Here is a 20,099-nt window from a genome sequence, read left to right on the forward strand (position 1 = left end):
TCATGACTTCTAACGCCGCTATGCCCTTTTCCAAGATGGCTTTACGTCATTATGTCTGCGCGGGCGCATTTCTTGCCCTTGCCGCCGCCACAGCGGTTTCGGCGCAAGGGCTGACGCCTGCCCCCCTGCCTGACAGCGGCTCGGCGGCGCAGGATTCACAGCCCGCTTTCAGCGCGGCGACAGAAGCCCCGCAACTGCCGCAACTGGGCGAAGGCGTGCTTGTGTCTGTCAATAATGACATGATCACCTCCTATGATCTCAAACAGCGCATGTTGCTGCTGATCGTTACGTCAGGCGTCCAGGTCACCCAGGATAATTACGCTGCCTTCCAGAAGCAGGCGCTCAGCAGTCTGATCGATGAAAAGCTGGAAAAGCAGGAAATGGATCACTGGAAGGTCAAGGTGACCCCCAAGGAGGTCGATGATGAAATCGCGCGCATGGCCCAGCAGAGCAATCTGACGTCACCTCAGCTTCTGGCCGAACTGAAGCGCGTTGGCGTCGAACCGGCCACGCTGCGCGCCCAGATTTCGTCTGAAATCGGCTGGCAGGAACTGGTGGGCGGACGCTATCACTCCAATGCCGCCGTCGGTTCGACGCAGGTGGATGCCCTGATGGATAAGGTCATCGCCGATGGCCAGAAGCCGCAATATCTGGTATCGGAAATCTTCATCGATCCCGCCGCCGCCGGTTCTATGGCCAATGCCCAGCAGGGCGCGCAACAGCTTTACGATCAGATTGTCAAAAAGGCGGCGCCGTTTCAGGCTGTGGCCCGGCAGTTTTCCAATGCCCCTTCGGCAGCCAATGGCGGCGATGAGGGCTGGCTGGTTTCCGGCAGCATCGATCCGGCCATCGAAAACGCTTTGAAAAGCCTGAAACCCGGTGAGATGAGCCCGCCGGTCATGACGAAGGACGGGGCCTATATTCTGCTCCTGCGCCGCAAGACTGATGGCAATGCCGATATGGTCTTCCATATGAAGCAGGCCGCCATTCCCCTGTCTGCGAATGCTACTGCCGACGCCGTCAGCAATGCAGAGGCCCAGCTTTCAGCCTTCCGCAACAAAGTCGATTCCTGCGATGCGGTTGATGATCTCAATGGTAAGGCACCCGGCGACATTCAACTCACCGATCTCGGCGAAGTGCAACTGAGCACGCTCACGCCGGAATATGTCAAGGCCCTGCGCCCTCTCAAGGAAGGCGAGTCGACCACCCCCTTACGCAACAGCCAGTATATGAATGTGGTCTATGTCTGCGGTCGCCAACTGGCCGGTGACCATGCTTTGACGCGCGAACAACTGGAAGATAATCTGGTCAATCAGCGCCTGGCCATGCTGGGCAAACGCTATCTGCGTGAACTGCGGTCTTCGGCGACCATCGTCAACCACTAAAGAGGGGCGACTATGGCGGACTTATCCGCACCCCTTATCATCAGCCTGGGCGATCCGTGCGGTATCGGCCCGGAAATCATTGCGTCTGCATGGCGCGCCTTGAAAGATGAGCCTGAACTGGCCTTCTGCGTGGTCGGCGATGGCGATATACTGGCCCGGCACGACCTTGCAATCTCGAAAATCGCCTCGCCCGAAGAGGCGACCAGCGTTTTTCACGGCGCCTTGCCCGTTCTGCATCGGCCCCTTTCCGCAGCGGCCATAGCGGGCCAGCCTGATGCCGCCCATGCACCGCATATCATCGCCTGGATCCGCGAAGCCACCGAACTGTGCCTGAAGGGAACCGCGCGCGCCCTGATCACCGCCCCGATCGCCAAGTCGGTTTTGTATGGCGCAGGCTTCGCCTTTCCCGGCCACACCGAATATCTGGCCGAACTTTGCCGCGATGAGACAGGCTTGCCCCTGCCGGTCATGATGCTGACCGCGCCGGACGCCGCCAACGGAAGCGCTTTGCGCGTGGTTCTGGCCACCATCCATACGCCGCTGGCCGAGGTGGCCGCCAGACTAAGCCAACCCGGACTGATCGAAATCGCCCGCATCACCCACCAGGCCCTGATCCGTGATTTTGGTATCGCAGCGCCACGTCTGGCAATGGCGGGGCTGAACCCCCATGCTGGCGAAGACGGCACCATCGGGCGCGAGGAGATCGACATCTTATCGCCCGCCGCTCATCACTTGCGAAACGAAAGCATTGACATTTCCGATCCTCTGCCCGCCGATACGCTTTTTCATGAAGCTGCACGCCGCACCTATGACGCCGTGATCTGCATGTACCATGATCAGGGGCTGATACCTCTGAAAACACTGGATTTCTGGCGCGGCGTCAACGTCACACTCGGCCTGCCCATTGCGCGCACCTCGCCCGATCACGGCACCGGCTTTGCTATCGCCGGTCAAGGTAAGGCGCGGCCCGACAGCCTGATCGAGGCTATCCGGCTGGCGCACACCATTGCCCGCCACCGGCAGGGGTTTCAGGCGTGAGCGACTTGCCATCTTTACGCGAAAGCCTTGAACAGCACGGATTGATGGCCAAAAAAGCCTTCGGCCAGCACTTCCTGCTCGATCTCAACATCACGCGCAAGATCGTCAGGCTGGGCGGGCCCTATGACGGCGATACGGTCATTGAGGTCGGCCCCGGCCCCGGCGGCCTGACGCGCGCCGTACTCGAAGGCGGGGCGGCGCATCTGATCGCTATTGAAAAAGACCCGCGCTTTATCGAACTGCTCGGCGAACTCAACGCGGTCTATGGCGCGCGCTTCGCCGTGATCGAAGCCGATGCCCTGAAGGTGGACGAAGTCAGATTACTTGCAGACCGCAACCTGTCTCCACAGGCCCATATTGTCTCCAACCTGCCCTATAATGTCGGCACGCCCCTGCTGATCAAATGGCTGACCGGGCTGTGGCAGCCCAAATCCATGACCCTGATGTTCCAGCTTGAGGTGGCCCTGCGTGTGGTGGCCCCCGTGGGCGACGATGATTATGGCCGCCTGTCGGTCATTTCGCAGGTTTTGTGCGACTGTGAAAAGATCATGGATCTGCCTGCGCGCGCCTTTACCCCGCCACCGCGCGTCGATTCCGCCGTGGTTCGGCTGACGCCGAAAACCGACCAGCCGGAACGCGCCCTTATCAAGAATCTTGAAAAAATCACCGCCGCCGCCTTTGGTCAGCGCCGCAAGATGCTCAGATCATCGCTGAAGGGTCTGGGCGGAGAAGCCTTTCTTGAAAAGGCGGGCATTGATCCCACCGCCCGCGCCGAACAGATCAGCCCCGCCGATTTTCTGCGACTGGCCAGCCTTTAGTTCTAAATCGCCTCGGCCATCAGTTCATCAACGAAAGGCGCAATCCACAGGCCGCGCGAACGCCGCGCCGCCTCGGCATGATAGATATGCGTCAGTTCGGCGAACGAGCGGTCGAAATCGTCATTGAGAATGACATAATCATATTCGGCCCAGTGGGCGATTTCACCCTTGGCGCGGCTGAGACGGCGCTCAATCACCGCCTCGGCGTCCTGCGCCCGTGCCACCAGGCGCCGCTTCAGCTCCTCCATCGACGGCGGCAGGATAAACACGCGCACCACATCCGATGGTGCCCGGGCCGATATGCGCTGCGCCCCCTGCCAGTCAATGTCAAACAGCACATTCTGGCCCTGACTGAGCGCGCGCTCCACCGGTTCGCGCAACGAGCCATAGCGGTGATCATGCACCGAGGCCGATTCGAGAAACGCATCCTGCTGCGTCAGCCGATCCATCTCTTCATCGCTGATAAAATGATATTCGCGTCCGTCTTTTTCACCGGGCCGCGCTGCGCGTGTCGTCACCGAAATGGACAGGTCGAGATCGGAATGATCGGCCATCAGGCGACGGCACAGCGATGTCTTACCCGCGCCCGAAGGCGAAGAGACGATCAGCATCAGGCCACGGCGCAGCTTCTGCGTGGCGGGCGGCTGCGAATGGGACATAGTTTACTCCACGTTTTGCGTCTGTTCGCGGAACTGGTCGATCACGGCCTTCAGTTCCAGTCCGGTGCGGGTCAATTCGATAAAAGCCGATTTTGAGCACAGGGTATTGGCTTCGCGCATAAATTCCTGCGCCAGAAAATCAAGCTTGCGGCCCGGCGCGCTCTCAGCCTCGATCAACTGATGCGCCTGGGCGATATGCGACACCAGCCGATCCAGTTCTTCGCGCACATCGGCCTTGCCAGCCTGCAAGGCCGCCTCCTGCAAGACGCGCTCGTCAAAATTTTCGGTCACGCCCTCGCTCATCAGTTCGGCCAGACGGCGGCTGAACCGCTCGTGGATCACCGCCACCTGCTCGGTGGCCTGCGCCTGGGCGCGCCCCACCAGTTCGGCCATAGCCGACAGATGAGCTTTCAGAACCGCTTCAAGCGCCTGACCTTCGCCGCGCCGCGCCGCCAGCAAACGCTCGAATAGGGTGGCCATATCGCCTGCCAGTGCGCTTTCACTGCCTTCGTCGAGCGCAGGCCGGTCTTCGCCCGCCGCTTCGATCACGCCGCGCAGAGCCAGCAGACCATCCGCGCCCGGCGTCAGGGCATAACCGGCTTCGATCAGTTGCGCGCTGGCCTGCACATAGGTATCGAGTACCTGCTGGTTGATGGCGATGCCGCCCTGCCCGGCCGATGAATTGACGATCAGGTTCAGATTCATCTGGCCACGCTGAAATCGCGTCTTGGCCAGATCGCGGCCCAAACGTTCAACCATCTCGAAACCGGCGGGAAAGCGATACTTGATCTCCAGACCGCGGCCATTGACGCTGCGCAGTTCGAGCGTCCAGTTCAGATCGCCATACCCGCCTTCGCAACGGGCAAAACCGGTCATACTACAAAGGCTCATAACGGGGAATCCATCCTTAAACATGAAACCGCATCAGGCGATTTCAGGATTTGGCTTTCAATTGCACGGCGGCGGCGGGAACCTGCGCCTTTTTGGCGCCCGCCACAACACCCGGCACCAAATCATCGCTCACGGCAGAGGAGGTATAGACATTGACCTGCGATTCCATTGCCCGCCATTTGGCGACATTGGCGAGATGTTGCGCATAGGTGGCTGCGAACACATGGCCACCACTGCCATTGGCGACGAAATAAAGATCATTGGTCGGTGCCGGATTGAGCACGGCCTGCAAGGCGGCCCTGCCGGGATTACAGATCGGGGTCACCGGCAGTTTATCGATCATATAGGTATTCCACGGCGACCAGGTTTCCAGTTCGGTCTTGGTCAGGCCGCGCCCCAGAGGTTCACCATGCGAAATGCCATAAATCACCGTCGGATCGGAGCCCAACCGCATTCCGTCGCGCAAGCGGTTGATGAAGACCGCCGCAATGCGCGGCCGCTCGGCTGGCAGAGCCGTTTCACGCTCGACGATCGAGGCCATGATCAGCGCCTCTTCCTTATTGGCATAGGGCAGGTTTGGCGCACGTTTCGCCCATAGCTCGTCCAGTGTGCGCCGTCCGGCTTCCAGCATCCGCTCTAGCACCGCCTCGCGCGTTTCACCCGGCTGATACAGATAGGTTTCCGGCAGGATGGAGCCTTCGGGCGGCACGTCGATGTCGCCGGTCAGATTTTTCACGGCCATCAGAATGCGCACCGCCTGGGCCGATGTGCGACCTTCCGGAATGGTGACATAGGTCTGCACCACCCTGCCCGCCTCGATCTGCGCCAGGACCGAGATCAGCGAGGCGTGGGCAGGAAAATCGTAGGTGCCGGCCTTCAGGCCGTTTTCGTGGCCGCGCAGACGGGCGGCGATACGAAACAGTAGCGCCGAATGGATTACCTTCTGCTTTTCCAGTTCATGTCCCACAGCCACCACGCTCATGCCGTGGGCGAAGGTCAGTTCGCTGGCTTTCTCCGGGCCGGGGCCGAAAAGCTGGGCATAGACGAACAGGCCCGCCGAAAAGATCAGCAGCAATATGCCCGCCGCCAGTCCGGCCAGCGGCGCCAGCAGCGATCTGACCTGACGGGGCGCGGGCTCGGCTGGCATATCAGGCGTCGGCCACCTTGCCGAGGATCAGGGCCGCATTGGTGCCGCCAAAGCCGAAACTGTTCGACATCACCTTATCGATCTTCATCTTCTTGGCCTTGTGCGGCACGAGATCGATCACGGTGTCCACATCGGGATTGTCGAGATTGAGTGTGGGCGGCACGATCTGATCGCGGATGGCCAGGGCGCAGAAGATCGCCTCGACCGCGCCCGCGCCGCCAAGCAGATGGCCGATCGCCGACTTGGTGGAGGACACAGTGCCGGTGGCGGCACGTTCCCCTAAAAACCGCTCGATGGCCTTCAACTCGATACCATCGGCCATGGTCGATGTGCCGTGCGAATTGACATAGTCGATCTCGGCGGGATTGATACCGCCATTCTTCGCCGCCGCCATCATGGCGCGATAACCGCCATCACCGTCTTCCGACGGGGCGGTGATATGGTAGGCGTCGCCCGACAGGCCATAGCCCAGCACCTCGGCGTAGATTTTCGCGCCGCGCGCCTTGGCGTGTTCATATTCCTCAAGCACGACAATACCGGCGCCTTCGCCCATGACGAAGCCGCCGCGATCCTTATCATAAGGACGCGAGGCGGCTGTCGGATTATCGTTAAAGCTGGTGCATAGGGCACGGCAGGCGATAAAACCGGCAATGCCGATCGGCACAATGGCCGATTCCGCGCCGCCCGCCACCATCACATCGGCATCACCGCTTTTGATCAGTCTTGCAGCATCACCGATAGCATGGGCGCCGGTGGCGCAGGCCGTGACCACGGCGTGGTTTGGCCCCTTGAGGTGGTGACGGATCGATACCTGACCCGACGCCAGATTGATCAGGGCCGAAGGGATAAAGAAGGGCGAAATGCGCTTCGGCCCCTTTTCCTGCATTTCGAGGGCCGTGGCGGCGATCACGCCCAGCCCGCCAATACCGGAACCGATCATGACGCCCGTGCGTTCCTGATCATCTTCGCTTTCAGGATGCCAGTCGGCATCGTTCAGGGCTTCATCAGCCGCCGCAATAGCATACAGGATAAAATCATCGACCTTGCGCCGTTCCTTGTTGGACAGCACAGCCGAAGGATCGAACGAACCTTCGATATCCGGGCCGCCACCGCCACGGCCATCAACACTCGGCACTTCGCAGGCCACCGTGCAGGCATAATCTGTCGTATCGAAGGCCGTGATCGGCCCCGCGCCCGACTGACCGTCGATCAGGCGCTTCCAGGAGATGTCCACTCCGGCACCCAGGGGTGAGATCAAACCCACACCCGTGATTACAACGCGACGAACCATGCTCACCCCTGGTGTTCAGATCAAAAAAACTGAGCGCGGCCAGACCCGTGACCGGGCCTGATAACCGCGCTCATGCCAAAGCGAAGACTTAGGCCTTCAGCTTTTCGTTGATGTAGTTGACGGCATCGCCAACAGTCAGGATATGTTCGGCCGAATCATCGGGGATTTCGATATCGAACTCTTCTTCGAAAGCCATGACCAGTTCGACGATGTCGAGCGAATCAGCTTCCAGGTCGTCGATAAAGCTCGCCTTTTCGGTGACCTTATCCGGATCGGCGTCCAGATGGTCGATAACGATCTTGCGAACACGTTCAAGAACTTCAGACATTTATAGTCCCTTCAGAGGTTTAGCTATCAAAGACCCCATAAATCTCGAACGATTGAAGGGGCAGATCAGAATCTAGATTTTGTCTTGTAGGCACAGATGGTTTGTGATTCAAGCCATTTCAAGCCTTGGCCGCCATTACAGCATACTCTTGCGCCTTGCAAAAGACTGTCAGCGGGTGCGCGGCTCAGATCATCGCCATCCCGCCATTGACGTGCAGGGTCTGGCCGGTGACATAGCCGCCTTCCAGACTGGCCAGATAGACGGCGGCGGCGGCAATATCTGTGCCCTTGCCGAGGTCGCCGGCCGGGATCTTGGCCAGGATAGCGGCGCGCTGCGCTTCGTTCAGTTCGTCCGTCATCGGAGAGGCGATAAAGCCCGGCGCAATACAGTTGACCGTAATGCCGCGGCTGCCGACTTCCTGCGCCAGCGCCTTGGAAAAACCGATCATGCCCGCCTTGGAGGCGGCATAGTTGGTCTGGCCTGGATTACCGGTGACGCCAACGATTGAGGTGATGCCGATAATGCGACCGAAACGGCGCTTCATCATGCCTTTGGTGGCGGCACGCGCCAGCCGGAAATAGGCTTCGAGATTGACCTTGAGAACGGTTTCCCAGTCCTCGTCCTTCATGCGCAGGATCAGGCCGTCGCGCGTAATACCGGCATTGGCGATCAGAATGTCGATCCCGGCCCCGGCGGCGGCCTCCGCCCTGGCCACCAGCCCGTCCACCTCAGCCGAATCCGACAGGTTGCAGGCCGCCACAAAAGCGCTGGCGTCTTTCCGGGCGTTCAGTTCGGCGGCCAGATCGTTCAACACGTTCTCGCGCGTGCCCGACAGCACCACATGAGCGCCCTGAGCATGAAGCGCGCGGGCGATTTCAGCACCAAGGCCACCCGTGGCACCGGTAACAAGAGCAGTTTTGCCGGTCAGTTCAAACATGAAAGCCTCCGGGGCGGGTCATTAAATCAGCGGGGCGGTTTAGGGCAAACCGCCCGCCGGGGCAAGGAGAATATGGTTCGCGCGACCTTACGCTATTTGAGACTCTGCGCGAAGGCTTCGAAATCAGTCGCACCATTCAGCGCCACGCAGGTGGCCTCTGGCGCGATACGCTTGGCCATGCCGGTCAGCACCTTGCCTGCGCCCAGTTCGGCGAAGGTGGTCACCTGCCCCTCACCCGCCAGCCACATCATGCTTTCGCGCCAGCGTACGCGGCCGGTCACCTGCGCCACCAGCAAACCGGCGATCTCGCTCTTGTCGGCCAATGGCCGCGCCGTGACATTGGCGACAAGGCCGGTCACCGGCGACGCGGTCGTCACCGCCGCCAGCGCATCGCGCATTTCCAGCGCCGCCGGTTCCATCAGCGGACAGTGGAACGGCGCCGATACATTGAGCAGCATGGCCTTGGCACCCAGTTCCTTGGCTTTTTCCATCGCCAGTTCAACCGCCGCCTTCATGCCGGAAATGACAATCTGACCGGCATTATTGTCATTGGCCACCACCACCATGCCCGCCGCCGATCCGGCTTCGCAGGCCTTTTCGGCCAGTTCGAGATCGGCCTTGCCGATCAGGGCCGCCATCGCGCCGACGCCCACCGGCACGGCGCGCTGCATCGCCTGACCGCGCAATTTCAGCAGACGCGCCGTATCGGCCAGGCTGAACGTGCCCGCCGCTGCGTGGGCCGAATATTCGCCAAGGCTATGACCCGCCACGTACTTTGCGGCGGCGCAGGTGATACCGAAATCCTTTTCCAGCACCCGCGCCACGGCCAGCGACACCGCCATGATGGCGGGCTGGGCGTTTTCGGTCAGGGTCAACTGATCTTCCGGGCCGTCCTTCATCAGGGCAAACAGTTTCTGGCCCAGCGCCTCATCGATTTCATGGAACACATCGCGCGCACTGGCGAAATTATCAAAAAGCTCCGCGCCCATACCGACGCTCTGCGAGCCCTGTCCGGGAAATAAAAAGGCCAAGCTCATGATCATCTGTCCTTTGTCTTACGAGATGAGGCTGGTTAGGCCAAACCGCGTTTAAGGGCAAGCCTCCTGTGTTTTTTCACCGGCCACGTAACCCGGCTTGCCGTTGCTGCGTATAAGGCATAGGCTTCGCCCACAGGAGATACCCCATGAAAACCTTCGTCCGCTTCGCACCCGCCGCCCTGGCCCTGACAGCCCTGGCTTTCGCCACACCCTCCTTCGCCGCCCTTAAGGTCGGCGACAAGGCCCCAGACTTTAACTTGCAAGCCGCAACCAATGGCAAGGTCAGCACCTTTTCGTTGAAATCGGCGCTGAAAAAAGGCCCGGTCGTGGTCTATTTCTATCCCAAGGCCTTTACCACCGGCTGCTCGCTCGAAGCGCACGAATTTTCGGAAGCCATGCCGCAATTCGAAGCCAAACATGTGAGCGTTATCGGCGTGTCGGCGGACGACATCGACACCCTCAAGAAATTTTCCGCCCAGACCTGCGAAGGCAAGTTCCCTGTGGCTTCCGATACGTCCGCGACAGTGGCCAAGGCCTATGACGCCAAGATACCAGCGGTCAGCATGGCCAGTCGCGTCTCCTATATCGTCGGGCAGGATGACAAGATCATCTTCGTGCACAGCGATATGAACGCCGCAACCCACGTTAAAAGCCTGCTCGCCGCCATCCAGTAAGCCTCGGCACATTCCGCGACATCAGAGCGTTTCCTCAAAAAGTGGATCCACTTTTTGGATAAGGAAGAGCGCTAGAGCAACGAGCGTTTAATTTGACTTACAAATTGAATGCGAGATGCGGAAAAGCGTAAAATGTAGAGCGGGTTGCATTCCTTTGACCGATTCAATCAGAATGCAAACCGCTCTAAAACAAAAACTTAAAGCGCCGATCTCAGTCTATCAGACCGAAAAGCGCTCTAAAAAAACCCCCGGAGCCAGGCTCCGGGGGTTTTTTTACCGTTTGTTTGACGAAACCTATTCGCCCGCCGGAGCTTCGAGAAGCACTTCCGCCGGCAGAGGTTCCATCGAGTCTTCGCGCTGGCTCGACAGCATTTCGTCGCGCTTCATCGCCACACGTTGCAGGCTGCGCAGGTAAGCGCCGGTGCCCGCCGGGATCAGGCGGCCCACAATGACGTTTTCCTTCAGGCCATCGAGCGTATCGATCTTGCCTTGCACCGAAGCTTCGGTCAGCACGCGGGTCGTTTCCTGGAACGAAGCCGCCGAGATGAATGACTTGGTTTGCAGGGACGCCTTGGTGATGCCAAGCAGGATCGGCTGGGTAATGGCCGGACGGCCACCGCGCTTTTCGGTCTTGGCATTGTCGAGGTCAACCTCGGCCTTGTCGAGATTGTCGCCCTTGATCAGGCCGGTATCGCCCGCGTCGAGGATTTCCACCTTTTGCAGCATCTGGCGCACAATGACTTCGATGTGCTTGTCATTGATCGGCACGCCTTGCAGGCGATAGACTTCCTGCACTTCGTTGACCAGATATTCGGCCAGAGCCTCAACGCCCTGAATGCGCAGCAGATCGTGCGGATCGGGATTGCCGTCGATGATGTAATCACCCTTCTGAATGAAATCGCCATCGTGCACCGAGATGTGCTTGCCCTTGGGGATCAGGAACTCGACCGCCTCAGCCTGCTCACCATTGGCACCTTCCGGGGTGATCTTGATGCGGCGCTTGTTCTTGTAGTCGCGGCCGAATTCGACGCGGCCATCCATTTCGGCGATGACGGCGCAATCCTTCGGACGGCGGGCTTCGAACAGTTCGGCGACGCGCGGCAGACCGCCGGTGATGTCGCGGGTCTTGGCACCTTCGGTCGGCAGACGGGCGATGATGTCGCCCGGCTTGACCTCGTCGCCATTGCCGACCGACAGGATGGCCCCGACCGGCAGGGCATAACGCGCATCGCTGCCATTCGAGAGCTTCTTGTAAGCGCCGGCGTCATCCGTAATCCCCATGCCGGGACGGATTTCGACCTTGCCTGTGGCGCGGTAATCGACCACGACCCGGTTCGAGATACCGGTTGCTTCGTCGGTTTCCTCACGCACCGTGGTGCCTTCGTTCAGGTCTTCGAAGCGCACCTTGCCGCCCAGTTCGGTGATGATCGGCGTGGTGTACGGATCCCACTCGACCAGACGCTGGCCCTTGACGACCTTGGCGCCTGCTTCGACGCGCAGGCGCGCGCCATAAGGCACCTTGTAGGTTTCGCGGTCCTTGCCATCGGCGTGAACCGTGACGATCAGGTTACGTGACATCGAGATCAGTTCGCCATGTGATCCACGCACGGTGGGCGCAGCCGACAGCTTGATCACGCCGTCCGTGGTCGTTTCGTAGAAGGACTGCTCGGCCACCTGAGCCGTACCGCCGATGTGGAAGGTACGCATGGTGAGCTGCGTGCCCGGCTCACCGATCGACTGCGCCGCGATGACGCCGACGGCCTCACCCATATTGACGCGCGTACCACGGGCCAGATCGCGGCCATAGCAGGCCCCGCAGGTGCCGAGTTCGGCCTCACAGGTCAGAACCGAGCGCACCTTGACCGATTGTGCGGCCGAAGCCTCGATAATATCGACAACGTCTTCGGTGATATAGGTGTCGGCAGGCACCACCACTTCGCCGGAAGCGGCGTCCTTGATGTCTTCCGCCGTGGTGCGGCCCAGTACGCGCTGGCCAAGGCTGACAAGCACGTCACCGCCTTCGACAACGGCGCGCAGCGTGATGCCGCGTGTGGTGCCGCAGTCTTCTTCCATGATGATGCAGTCCTGCGCCACGTCAACGAGACGACGGGTCAGGTAGCCGGAATTGGCGGTCTTCAGCGCGGTATCGGCCAGACCCTTACGGGCGCCGTGGGTCGAGTTGAAGTATTCAAGAACGGTCAGGCCTTCCTTGAAGTTCGAGATGATCGGCGTCTCAATAATCGAGCCGTCGGGCCTGGCCATCAGGCCGCGCATCCCGCCGAGCTGCTTCATCTGGGCCTGTGAACCACGGGCGCCGGAATTGGCCATCATATAGATCGAGTTGATCTCCGCTTCACGGCCATCGCTGGTCATGTGCTTGCGGCTGATTTCCTTCATCATTTCGTCGGAAACGCGATCCGTTGCCTTCGACCAGGCATCAACCACCTTATTGTATTTTTCGCCCTTGGTGATCAGACCGTCAGCATATTGCTGCTCATATTCTTCCACCAGGGTGCGGGTATCATTGACGATACCCTTCTTGGTTTCGGGAATAACGATGTCGTCCTTGCCGAAGGAGATACCGGCGCGCGCCGCTTCCTTGAAGCCAAGCGCCATCATCTGGTCAGCGAAAATCACCGTCGCCTTCTGGCCGCAATGGCGATAGACGATGTCGATCAGATTGCCGATTTCCTTCTTGGTCAGGGTGCGGTCAAGCACACGCAGGCCGATGGAGGCGTGATGCGGCAGCAGGGCGGCGATCTTCATGCGGCCCGGCGTTGAATCGACCACGCGGGTGCGCGTAACGCCATCGGCGTCCATTTCGGTAAAGCGGCACTTGATGCGCGCATGAACCGAGACGGAGCCGTTATCGAGCGCCTGCTGGATCTCGTTCAGGTCGCCGAATACCATGCCCTCACCCTTTTCGCCATCCTTGACGAGAGAGGTGTAATAGAGGCCCAGCACGATATCCTGCGACGGCACGATGATCGGCTTGCCGTTGGCGGGCGACAGGATGTTGTTGGTCGACATCATCAGCACGCGCGCTTCAAGCTGGGCTTCCAGCGACAGCGGGACGTGGACGGCCATCTGGTCACCGTCGAAGTCGGCGTTGAAGGCCGAGCAGACGAGCGGGTGAAGCTGGATGGCCTTGCCTTCGATCAGCTTGGGCTCAAAAGCCTGGATGCCAAGACGGTGAAGCGTCGGCGCGCGGTTGAGCATGACCGGGTGTTCGCGGATCACCTCTTCCAGAATGTCCCAGACCTGCGGTTGCTCGCGTTCCACCATGCGCTTCGACTGCTTGACGGTGCCCGACAGGCCCTTGGCGTCGAGGCGCGCATAGATGAACGGCTTGAACAGTTCCAGCGCCATCTTCTTCGGAATACCGCACTCGTGCAGCTTCAGCTCCGGCCCGACGGTGATGACCGAACGACCCGAATAGTCAACGCGCTTGCCGAGCAGGTTTTGACGGAAGCGGCCTTGCTTGCCCTTCAGCATGTCGGCCAGCGACTTCAGCGGGCGCTTGTTGGCACCGGTGATGACGCGGCCACGACGGCCATTGTCGAACAGGGCGTCCACCGATTCCTGCAACATACGCTTTTCGTTGCGGATAATGATGTCGGGCGCGCGCAGCTCCATCAGCCGCTTCAGACGGTTGTTGCGGTTGATGACGCGGCGGTACAGGTCGTTGAGGTCGGAGGTGGCGAAGCGGCCACCGTCCAGCGGCACCAGCGGGCGCAGTTCGGGCGGAATGACCGGCACGACGGTCAGGATCATCCATTCAGGACGATTGCCCGATTCAATGAAGCTTTCGATCAGCTTGAGGCGCTTCGAATACTTCTTCGCCTTCATTTCCGACGTATTATCGACCAGATCGGCGCGGATCTTGTCGGCGATGGCGTTGAGATCCATCGCCATCAGCATGTTGCGCACGGCTTCAGCGCCGATTTCAGCGGTGAAGCTGTCGTCGCCGAATTCTTCCTGGCAGCGGAAATAATCGTCTTCGCTGAGAAGCTGGTTCAGCTTCAGCGAGGTCAGGCCCGGCTCGGTGACGATATAGTTTTCAAAGTACAGAACGCGCTCGACATCCTTCAGCGCCATGTCGAGGATCATCGAAATGCGCGAGGGCAGCGACTTCAGGAACCAGATGTGGGCCACCGGCGAGGCCAGTTCGATATGGCCCATGCGCTCACGGCGCACGCGCGAGAGCGTCACTTCAACGCCGCACTTTTCGCAGATAATGCCCTTATACTTCATGCGCTTGTACTTGCCGCACAAGCATTCGTAATCCTTGGTCGGGCCAAAGATACGTGCGCAGAACAGGCCGTCACGCTCAGGCTTGAACGTGCGGTAATTGATGGTTTCGGGTTTTTTGATCTCGCCGAAAGACCAGGACAGGATCTTTTCCGGCGAGGCCAGGGTGATGCGGATCTGGTCGAAGGTCGGCGCGACCTGGACCGGGTTGAAAATATTGAGGACTTCCTGGTTCATATGAATTCCAGCTTTCCAGTGTGCTTACAGCACGAAAATAAGACATTTGCGGACAGTTTACGGAGATAGAGGGAGCCGAATGTGTCTTCGGCTCCCCTCGCTTTAACTTTGTCCGTTCTCCAGCTCGACATTCAGACCAAGCGAACGCATTTCCTTGATCAGCACGTTGAAGCTTTCCGGGATACCGGCTTCGAAGCTGTCATCGCCACGGACAATAGCTTCGTACACCTTGGTGCGGCCCGCCACGTCGTCGGACTTGACGGTGAGCATTTCCTGAAGCGTGTAGGCGGCGCCATAGGCTTCGAGCGCCCAGACTTCCATTTCCCCGAAGCGCTGACCACCGAACTGCGCCTTACCACCGAGCGGCTGCTGGGTGACGAGCGAGTAAGGCCCGATCGAACGCGCGTGGATCTTGTCATCGACCAGGTGGTGCAGTTTCAGCATATAGATGATGCCGACCGTCACCGGGCGCTTGAACTGCTCACCCGTCTGGCCATCATACAGGATCGACTGGCCCGAACGTTCCAGACCGGCGAATTCGAGCATGTCCTCGATGTCGCTGATATGGGCACCGTCAAAGACCGGCGTGGCAATCGGCACACCGCGCGACAGGTTCTTGGCCAGGTCAATCAGTTCTTCCTCAGTATCAGGAAGCACCTGATCCTTGCCGTAAACACCTTGCAGATGGTCGATCAGCGCCTGCTTCTGGCCGCCATTCTGCCAGTCTTCCAAAAGGGCCGCGATTTGCAGGCCGATATTGTGACAGGCCCAGCCGAGATGGGTTTCAAAAATCTGACCGACGTTCATACGCGACGGCACGCCCAGCGGGTTCAGCACGATGTCCACGTGCTCACCATCGGCGAGGAACGGCATGTCTTCGACCGGGAGGATCTTGGAAATAACCCCCTTATTGCCGTGACGACCGGCCATCTTGTCGCCCGGTTGCAGCTTGCGCTTCACCGCCACGAACACCTTGACCATCTTCATCACGCCCGGCGGCAGTTCGTCGCCGCGTTGCAGCTTCTCGACCTTGTCCTCGAAGCGACGGTCGAGGCGCTTGCGGGCCTCTTCGAACTGACGCTTCATGGCTTCCTGTTCGGACATGATCTTCTCGTCTTCGAGCGCGATCTGCCACCACAGGCCCTTGCTGACTTCGGCCAGCTTTTCTTCGGTCACTTCACCACGGCCCATACCCTTCGGCCCTGAAACGGCGACCTTGCCGAGCAGGATTTCCTTCAGGCGGCCATAGATGTTGCGCTCCAGGATCGACAGTTCGTCGTCGCGGTCCTTGCCGAGACGTTCGATTTCGGCGCGCTCGATGGCCTGAGCGCGTTCGTCTTTTTCAACGCCGTGACGGTTGAAGACGCGCACTTCGACGATGGTACCGGCCACGCCGGGCGGCAGGCGAAGCGAGGTGTCGCGCACGTCGGAAGCTTTTTCACCGAAGATGGCGCGCAGCAGTTTCTCTTCCGGCGTCATGGGGCTTTCGCCCTTCGGCGTCACCTTGCCGACCAGAATATCACCCGGCTGCACTTCCGCGCCGATGGCCACGATACCGGCCTCGTCGAGGTTACGCAGGGCTTCTTCACCGACATTGGGGATGTCGCGCGTGATTTCTTCCGGCCCAAGCTTGGTATCGCGGGCCATGACTTCAAACTCTTCCAGATGGATCGAGGTGAAGATGTCATCGCGCACGATACGCTCGGAAATCAGGATCGAGTCTTCGAAGTTGTAACCGTTCCACGGCATGAAGGCGACGCGGACATTACGACCGAGCGCCAGATCACCAAGATCGGTGGACGGGCCATCGGCGATGATGTCACCGCTCGACACCTTGTCACCCACGCGCACAATCGGACGCTGGTTGATACAAGTGTTCTGGTTGGAGCGCTGGAACTTCGACAGGCGATAAATATCGACGCCCGGCTTGTTGGGATCCTGTTCCTCGGTGGCGCGGATGACGATCCGCGTACCGTCGATCTGCTCCACCACGCCGGTGCGGCGGGCGGCGACCGTAGCGCCGGAATCCCGGGCCACCACCTCTTCCATGCCGGTGCCGACAAACGGCGCATCGGCGCGCACCAGCGGCACGGCCTGACGCTGCATGTTCGAACCCATCAGGGCGCGGTTGGCGTCGTCGTTTTCGAGGAAGGGGATCAGGGCGGCGGCGACCGAAACGACCTGCTTGGGCGACACATCCATGTAATCGACGGTCGAGGCCATTTGCAGGCCCGGCTCGCCATTGACGCGGCCAGCCACCAGATCATTGACGAAGCTGCCATCGGCAATGGCCACATTGGCCTGAGCGATGACGTGCTTCGACTCTTCCATGGCCGACATATAGACGACCTCTTCCTGCGGCCTGCCGTCCACGACCTTGCGGTACGGGCTTTCAATAAAGCCATACTTATTGACGCGCGCATGGGTGGCCAGCGAGTTGATCAGGCCGATATTCGGGCCTTCCGGGGTTTCAATCGGGCAGATCCGGCCATAATGGGTCGGGTGAACGTCGCGCACTTCAAAGCCCGCACGCTCACGGGTCAGACCGCCAGGCCCAAGCGCCGACAGACGGCGCTTGTGGGTGATTTCGGACAGAGGATTGGTCTGGTCCATGAACTGCGAGAGCTGCGACGAGCCGAAGAATTCGCGCACCGAAGCGGCGGCCGGCTTGGCGTTGATCAGGTCGTGCGGCATGACCGTGTCGATGTCGACCGAGGACATGCGTTCCTTGATGGCGCGCTCCATACGCAGCAGGCCGACGCGATACTGGTTTTCCAGCAGCTCGCCCACCGAACGGACGCGGCGGTTGCCGAGATTGTCGATGTCGTCGATTTCGCCACGACCGTCGCGCAGGCCGACGAGGATCCTGAGGATCTTGAGGATGTCTTCCTTGAGCAGAACGCGCTGGGTATCCGGCACATCCTGTTCGAGGCGCATATTCATCTTGACGCGACCGACGCTCGACAGGTCGTAGCGGTCGATCTCGAAGAACAGCGAATTGAACATCGCTTCGGCGGCTTCGATCGTGGGCGGTTCGCCCGGACGCATGACGCGGTAGATGTCGAACAGGGCGTCTTCGCGCGAATTGTTTTTATCGACGCGCAGGGTGGAGCGCATATAGGGCCCAACCGTGACGTGGTCGATGTCGAGCACGTCGATCTTGGTGAAGCCCTGCGCCTCCAGCGTGTTGATCGCAACGGCGTCCAGCTCGTCGCCCGCTTCGGCGTAGATTTCGCCGGTTTCAAAATTGACTTCGTCACGCGCCAGATACTTGCCGACCAGCGCATCGGCGGCCAGCAGCAGCGACTTAACCGTGTCGCCCAGCTTCTTGGCGTTACGCGCCGAAATCTTGGTGCCGGCCTGAGCCACCACTTCGCCCGTATCGGCATCAACCAGATCGAATTCCGGCTTCACACCGCGCCAGCGCTCAGGCTTGTAAGGCGTAATCCAGCCTTCGCCTCTTTTTTCGTAAGGCACCACATCATAGAAGGTGGTGAGGATTTCTTCGCCGTCCATGCCGAGCGCATAGAGGAAGGAGGTAGCGGGCAGCTTGCGGCGACGGTCGATGCGGACATAGACCACGTCCTTGGCGTCAAATTCGAAATCGAGCCATGAACCACGGTAAGGAATGATACGGGCACCGAACAGAAGCTTGCCCGACGAATGGGTCTTGCCCTTGTCGTGATCGAAGAAGACGCCCGGCGAACGGTGCATCTGCGAAACGATGACGCGCTCAGTGCCGTTGACGACAAAGGTGCCCTTGTCGGTCATGAGCGGAATATCGCCCATATAGACATCCTGCTCCTTGATGTCCTTGACCGAACGCGCACCGGTTTCTTCGTCCGTCTCAAACACGATCAGGCGCAGCTTGACCTTCAGCGGCGCGGCATAGGTAATGTCGCGCTGAATGCACTCTTCCACATCGTATTTCGGCTCTTCGAACTCATACGACACATATTCCAAAGTGGCGCGTTCGTTGAAGTCCTTCACCGGGAAGACAGACCTGAACACGGCTTCCAGACCGTCGTCACGGCGGTCGGCAGGACGCACGAAGCGTTGCAGGAACTGCTCATAGCTTGAGCGCTGCACCTCGATCAGATTGGGCATACGGATGGCTTCAGGGATGCGGCCGAAAGATTTACGGATCCGCTTCTTCTGGGTGAACGACAGGGTCATCGTTATTCCTTGCGTCGAAAGACGCCTGAAAGTGTGGTCGGGAGGCAGGTTGGACTGCGCGCGAAGGGGTCGGTTTTGTCCCTTGATCGGGGAAAAATTTGCCTTGCGCCTGCTCTTTTATGATCCACACCTCAAAAGGCCCAGACCAAAGACGCTGATTGTATGATCCATCTGTTCGGATCAGCCCTTCGCCGGTGGAAAGAGCACAAGACCGGCCTGCGGGCCCCGCTTCAAGGCGCAATACGCCTGAAGGGGGAGCGTCACATACCCCACTTATCCCCGCACGTAAAGGGGGCGAGTGGAATTATTTTTAAAATGTCAAGCCATGTTTTGCATGACCGGAAATTCGCCGCACACAGCCTATTGCGCCATATGGAACTGCACGCTGAGCGACTGGCTGTCATTGCCACCTTCCACCGACTGACCGACCGAAGCCACCTGAAGAAGCGCCGGACCATTGGGGCCGGCGCGCAGCTTGCCCAGAACGGGCTGATCGGCAATCAGCGCATCATGGAAGGCCACCGACCGTTCGAGCGCCAGTGCCTGCTGGGCGCGGCCTTCCGGCGTGAAGGCGTTGAAGCTGGAACTGGCGACAATATTTACCACGGACATCTTGCCGGACGTCTCGCAGTTCGTGGCCGGGGCACCCGAAGCATAGCAGGGCAGTCTGGCCGCCAGGGTAGCGGCTACCTTGCCTGCAATAGACTGTCCGTTGGCCGACAAGGTGGTCGAGCCGTTTTCGAACAACTGGTCGGCGGTGAAGGTCAGGGTGCCGGTATCTATATTGGTATTGGCGGGAATCTTGTCCTTGTCGATGTCATCGCCCACCGAAGTCATGAAGGCGGCATTATCGGCAGCGGTCGACAGAGACGCCGACGACTGAGACGATTCCTTCGGTGTCTGGGCCGTATAGGCGAAACAGTGTGGATCGGGATCATTAACCCCGTCATCGGCCAGCACCTGACCCGGCACGCAGACCACGTGGTTCTTGTGGTCGATCTGGATGGTGGCCTGTTGGCTTTTCAGGGCGTCCGCCACCTGAAGGAGCGCCGTGGTCTGGGCGTCCTTGGCGCTGGTCAGCATTTCGGTCGATTTGTGAAAATTGAGCGCGAAATAGGCCAGCATGATGATGAAGATGAAAACGACCCCCACCATCATATCGGTCATGGAAACGTAATAGCTCTCGCCTTCTTCAAGCTCTTTGGCGCGGCGGTGTCGGAATTCCATGAA

At 59.8% G+C, this 20,099-nt stretch carries 14 protein-coding genes; 4 read left to right on the top strand and 10 right to left on the bottom strand.

The features are described from left to right. Positions 1-2 precede the first annotated feature (2 nt). The 3 genes from QB905_RS04400 to rsmA are packed head-to-tail and all read left to right on the top strand — an operon-like array spanning position 3 to position 3,241. Positions 3-1,385 carry a peptidylprolyl isomerase gene (locus QB905_RS04400; protein ID WP_282973344.1) on the top strand — a complete coding sequence of 461 codons (1,383 nt, stop codon included), beginning with the start codon at positions 3-5 and terminating at the stop codon, positions 1,383-1,385. A gap of 12 nt (positions 1,386-1,397) precedes the next feature. Next, the gene (gene pdxA, locus QB905_RS04405) at positions 1,398-2,423 is read left to right on the top strand and encodes a 4-hydroxythreonine-4-phosphate dehydrogenase PdxA (RefSeq protein ID WP_282973345.1); all 1,026 of its coding nucleotides are present in this window, start codon (positions 1,398-1,400) and stop codon (positions 2,421-2,423) included. Positions 2,424-2,467: 44 nt separating this feature from the next. Next, positions 2,468-3,241 (top strand): 16S rRNA (adenine(1518)-N(6)/adenine(1519)-N(6))-dimethyltransferase RsmA, encoded by a 774-nt coding sequence (gene rsmA, locus QB905_RS04410; protein WP_282975571.1) that lies wholly within the window; start codon positions 2,468-2,470, stop codon positions 3,239-3,241. A gap of 2 nt (positions 3,242-3,243) precedes the next feature. Here rsmA and gmk read toward each other — a convergent pair whose 3' ends face one another. The 7 genes from gmk to fabD form a co-directional block, all read right to left on the bottom strand. Then, positions 3,244-3,900 (bottom strand): guanylate kinase, encoded by a 657-nt coding sequence (gene gmk, locus QB905_RS04415; RefSeq protein WP_282973346.1) that lies wholly within the window; start codon positions 3,898-3,900, stop codon positions 3,244-3,246. A gap of 3 nt (positions 3,901-3,903) precedes the next feature. After that, on the bottom strand, positions 3,904-4,776 hold the full coding sequence (locus QB905_RS04420) for a YicC/YloC family endoribonuclease (protein ID WP_282973347.1): 873 nt from the start codon (positions 4,774-4,776) through the stop codon (positions 3,904-3,906). Positions 4,777-4,834: 58 nt separating this feature from the next. Further along, positions 4,835-5,938, bottom strand: a complete 1,104-nt coding sequence (gene mltG / locus QB905_RS04425; RefSeq protein WP_282973348.1) for an endolytic transglycosylase MltG — start codon at positions 5,936-5,938, stop codon at positions 4,835-4,837. A gap of 1 nt (position 5,939) precedes the next feature. Next, positions 5,940-7,229: a beta-ketoacyl-ACP synthase II gene (gene fabF, locus QB905_RS04430; RefSeq protein WP_282973349.1), complete on the bottom strand. Its 1,290-nt coding sequence runs from the start codon at positions 7,227-7,229 to the stop codon at positions 5,940-5,942. A gap of 88 nt (positions 7,230-7,317) precedes the next feature. Beyond that, positions 7,318-7,557, bottom strand: coding sequence for an acyl carrier protein (locus QB905_RS04435; protein WP_282973350.1), 240 nt, complete (start codon positions 7,555-7,557; stop codon positions 7,318-7,320). Positions 7,558-7,741: 184 nt separating this feature from the next. Next, complete coding sequence (gene fabG, locus QB905_RS04440; protein WP_282973351.1) at positions 7,742-8,494, bottom strand: 3-oxoacyl-[acyl-carrier-protein] reductase; 753 nt, start codon at positions 8,492-8,494, stop codon at positions 7,742-7,744. Positions 8,495-8,586: 92 nt separating this feature from the next. After that, positions 8,587-9,531 carry an ACP S-malonyltransferase gene (gene fabD, locus QB905_RS04445; RefSeq protein WP_282973352.1) on the bottom strand — a complete coding sequence of 315 codons (945 nt, stop codon included), beginning with the start codon at positions 9,529-9,531 and terminating at the stop codon, positions 8,587-8,589. Positions 9,532-9,677: 146 nt separating this feature from the next. Between fabD and QB905_RS04450 the strand changes: the two genes are divergently transcribed. Further along, positions 9,678-10,205, top strand: a complete 528-nt coding sequence (locus QB905_RS04450; RefSeq protein WP_282973353.1) for a peroxiredoxin — start codon at positions 9,678-9,680, stop codon at positions 10,203-10,205. 294 nt (positions 10,206-10,499) lie between these two features. Here QB905_RS04450 and rpoC read toward each other — a convergent pair whose 3' ends face one another. The 3 genes from rpoC to QB905_RS04465 all read right to left on the bottom strand — a co-directional run bounded on the left by rpoC (position 10,500) and on the right by QB905_RS04465 (position 20,096). After that, positions 10,500-14,693 (bottom strand): DNA-directed RNA polymerase subunit beta', encoded by a 4,194-nt coding sequence (gene rpoC / locus QB905_RS04455; protein WP_282973354.1) that lies wholly within the window; start codon positions 14,691-14,693, stop codon positions 10,500-10,502. Between the two features lie 102 nt (positions 14,694-14,795). Continuing rightward, positions 14,796-18,869, bottom strand: coding sequence for a DNA-directed RNA polymerase subunit beta (gene rpoB / locus QB905_RS04460; RefSeq protein ID WP_282973355.1), 4,074 nt, complete (start codon positions 18,867-18,869; stop codon positions 14,796-14,798). 360 nt (positions 18,870-19,229) lie between these two features. Then, complete coding sequence (locus tag QB905_RS04465) at positions 19,230-20,096, bottom strand: hypothetical protein (RefSeq protein WP_282973356.1); 867 nt, start codon at positions 20,094-20,096, stop codon at positions 19,230-19,232. Positions 20,097-20,099: the final 3 nt, after the last annotated feature.

It is taken from the genome of Asticcacaulis sp. EMRT-3, from assembly GCF_030027245.1.
Lineage (GTDB): Bacteria > Pseudomonadota > Alphaproteobacteria > Caulobacterales > Caulobacteraceae > Asticcacaulis.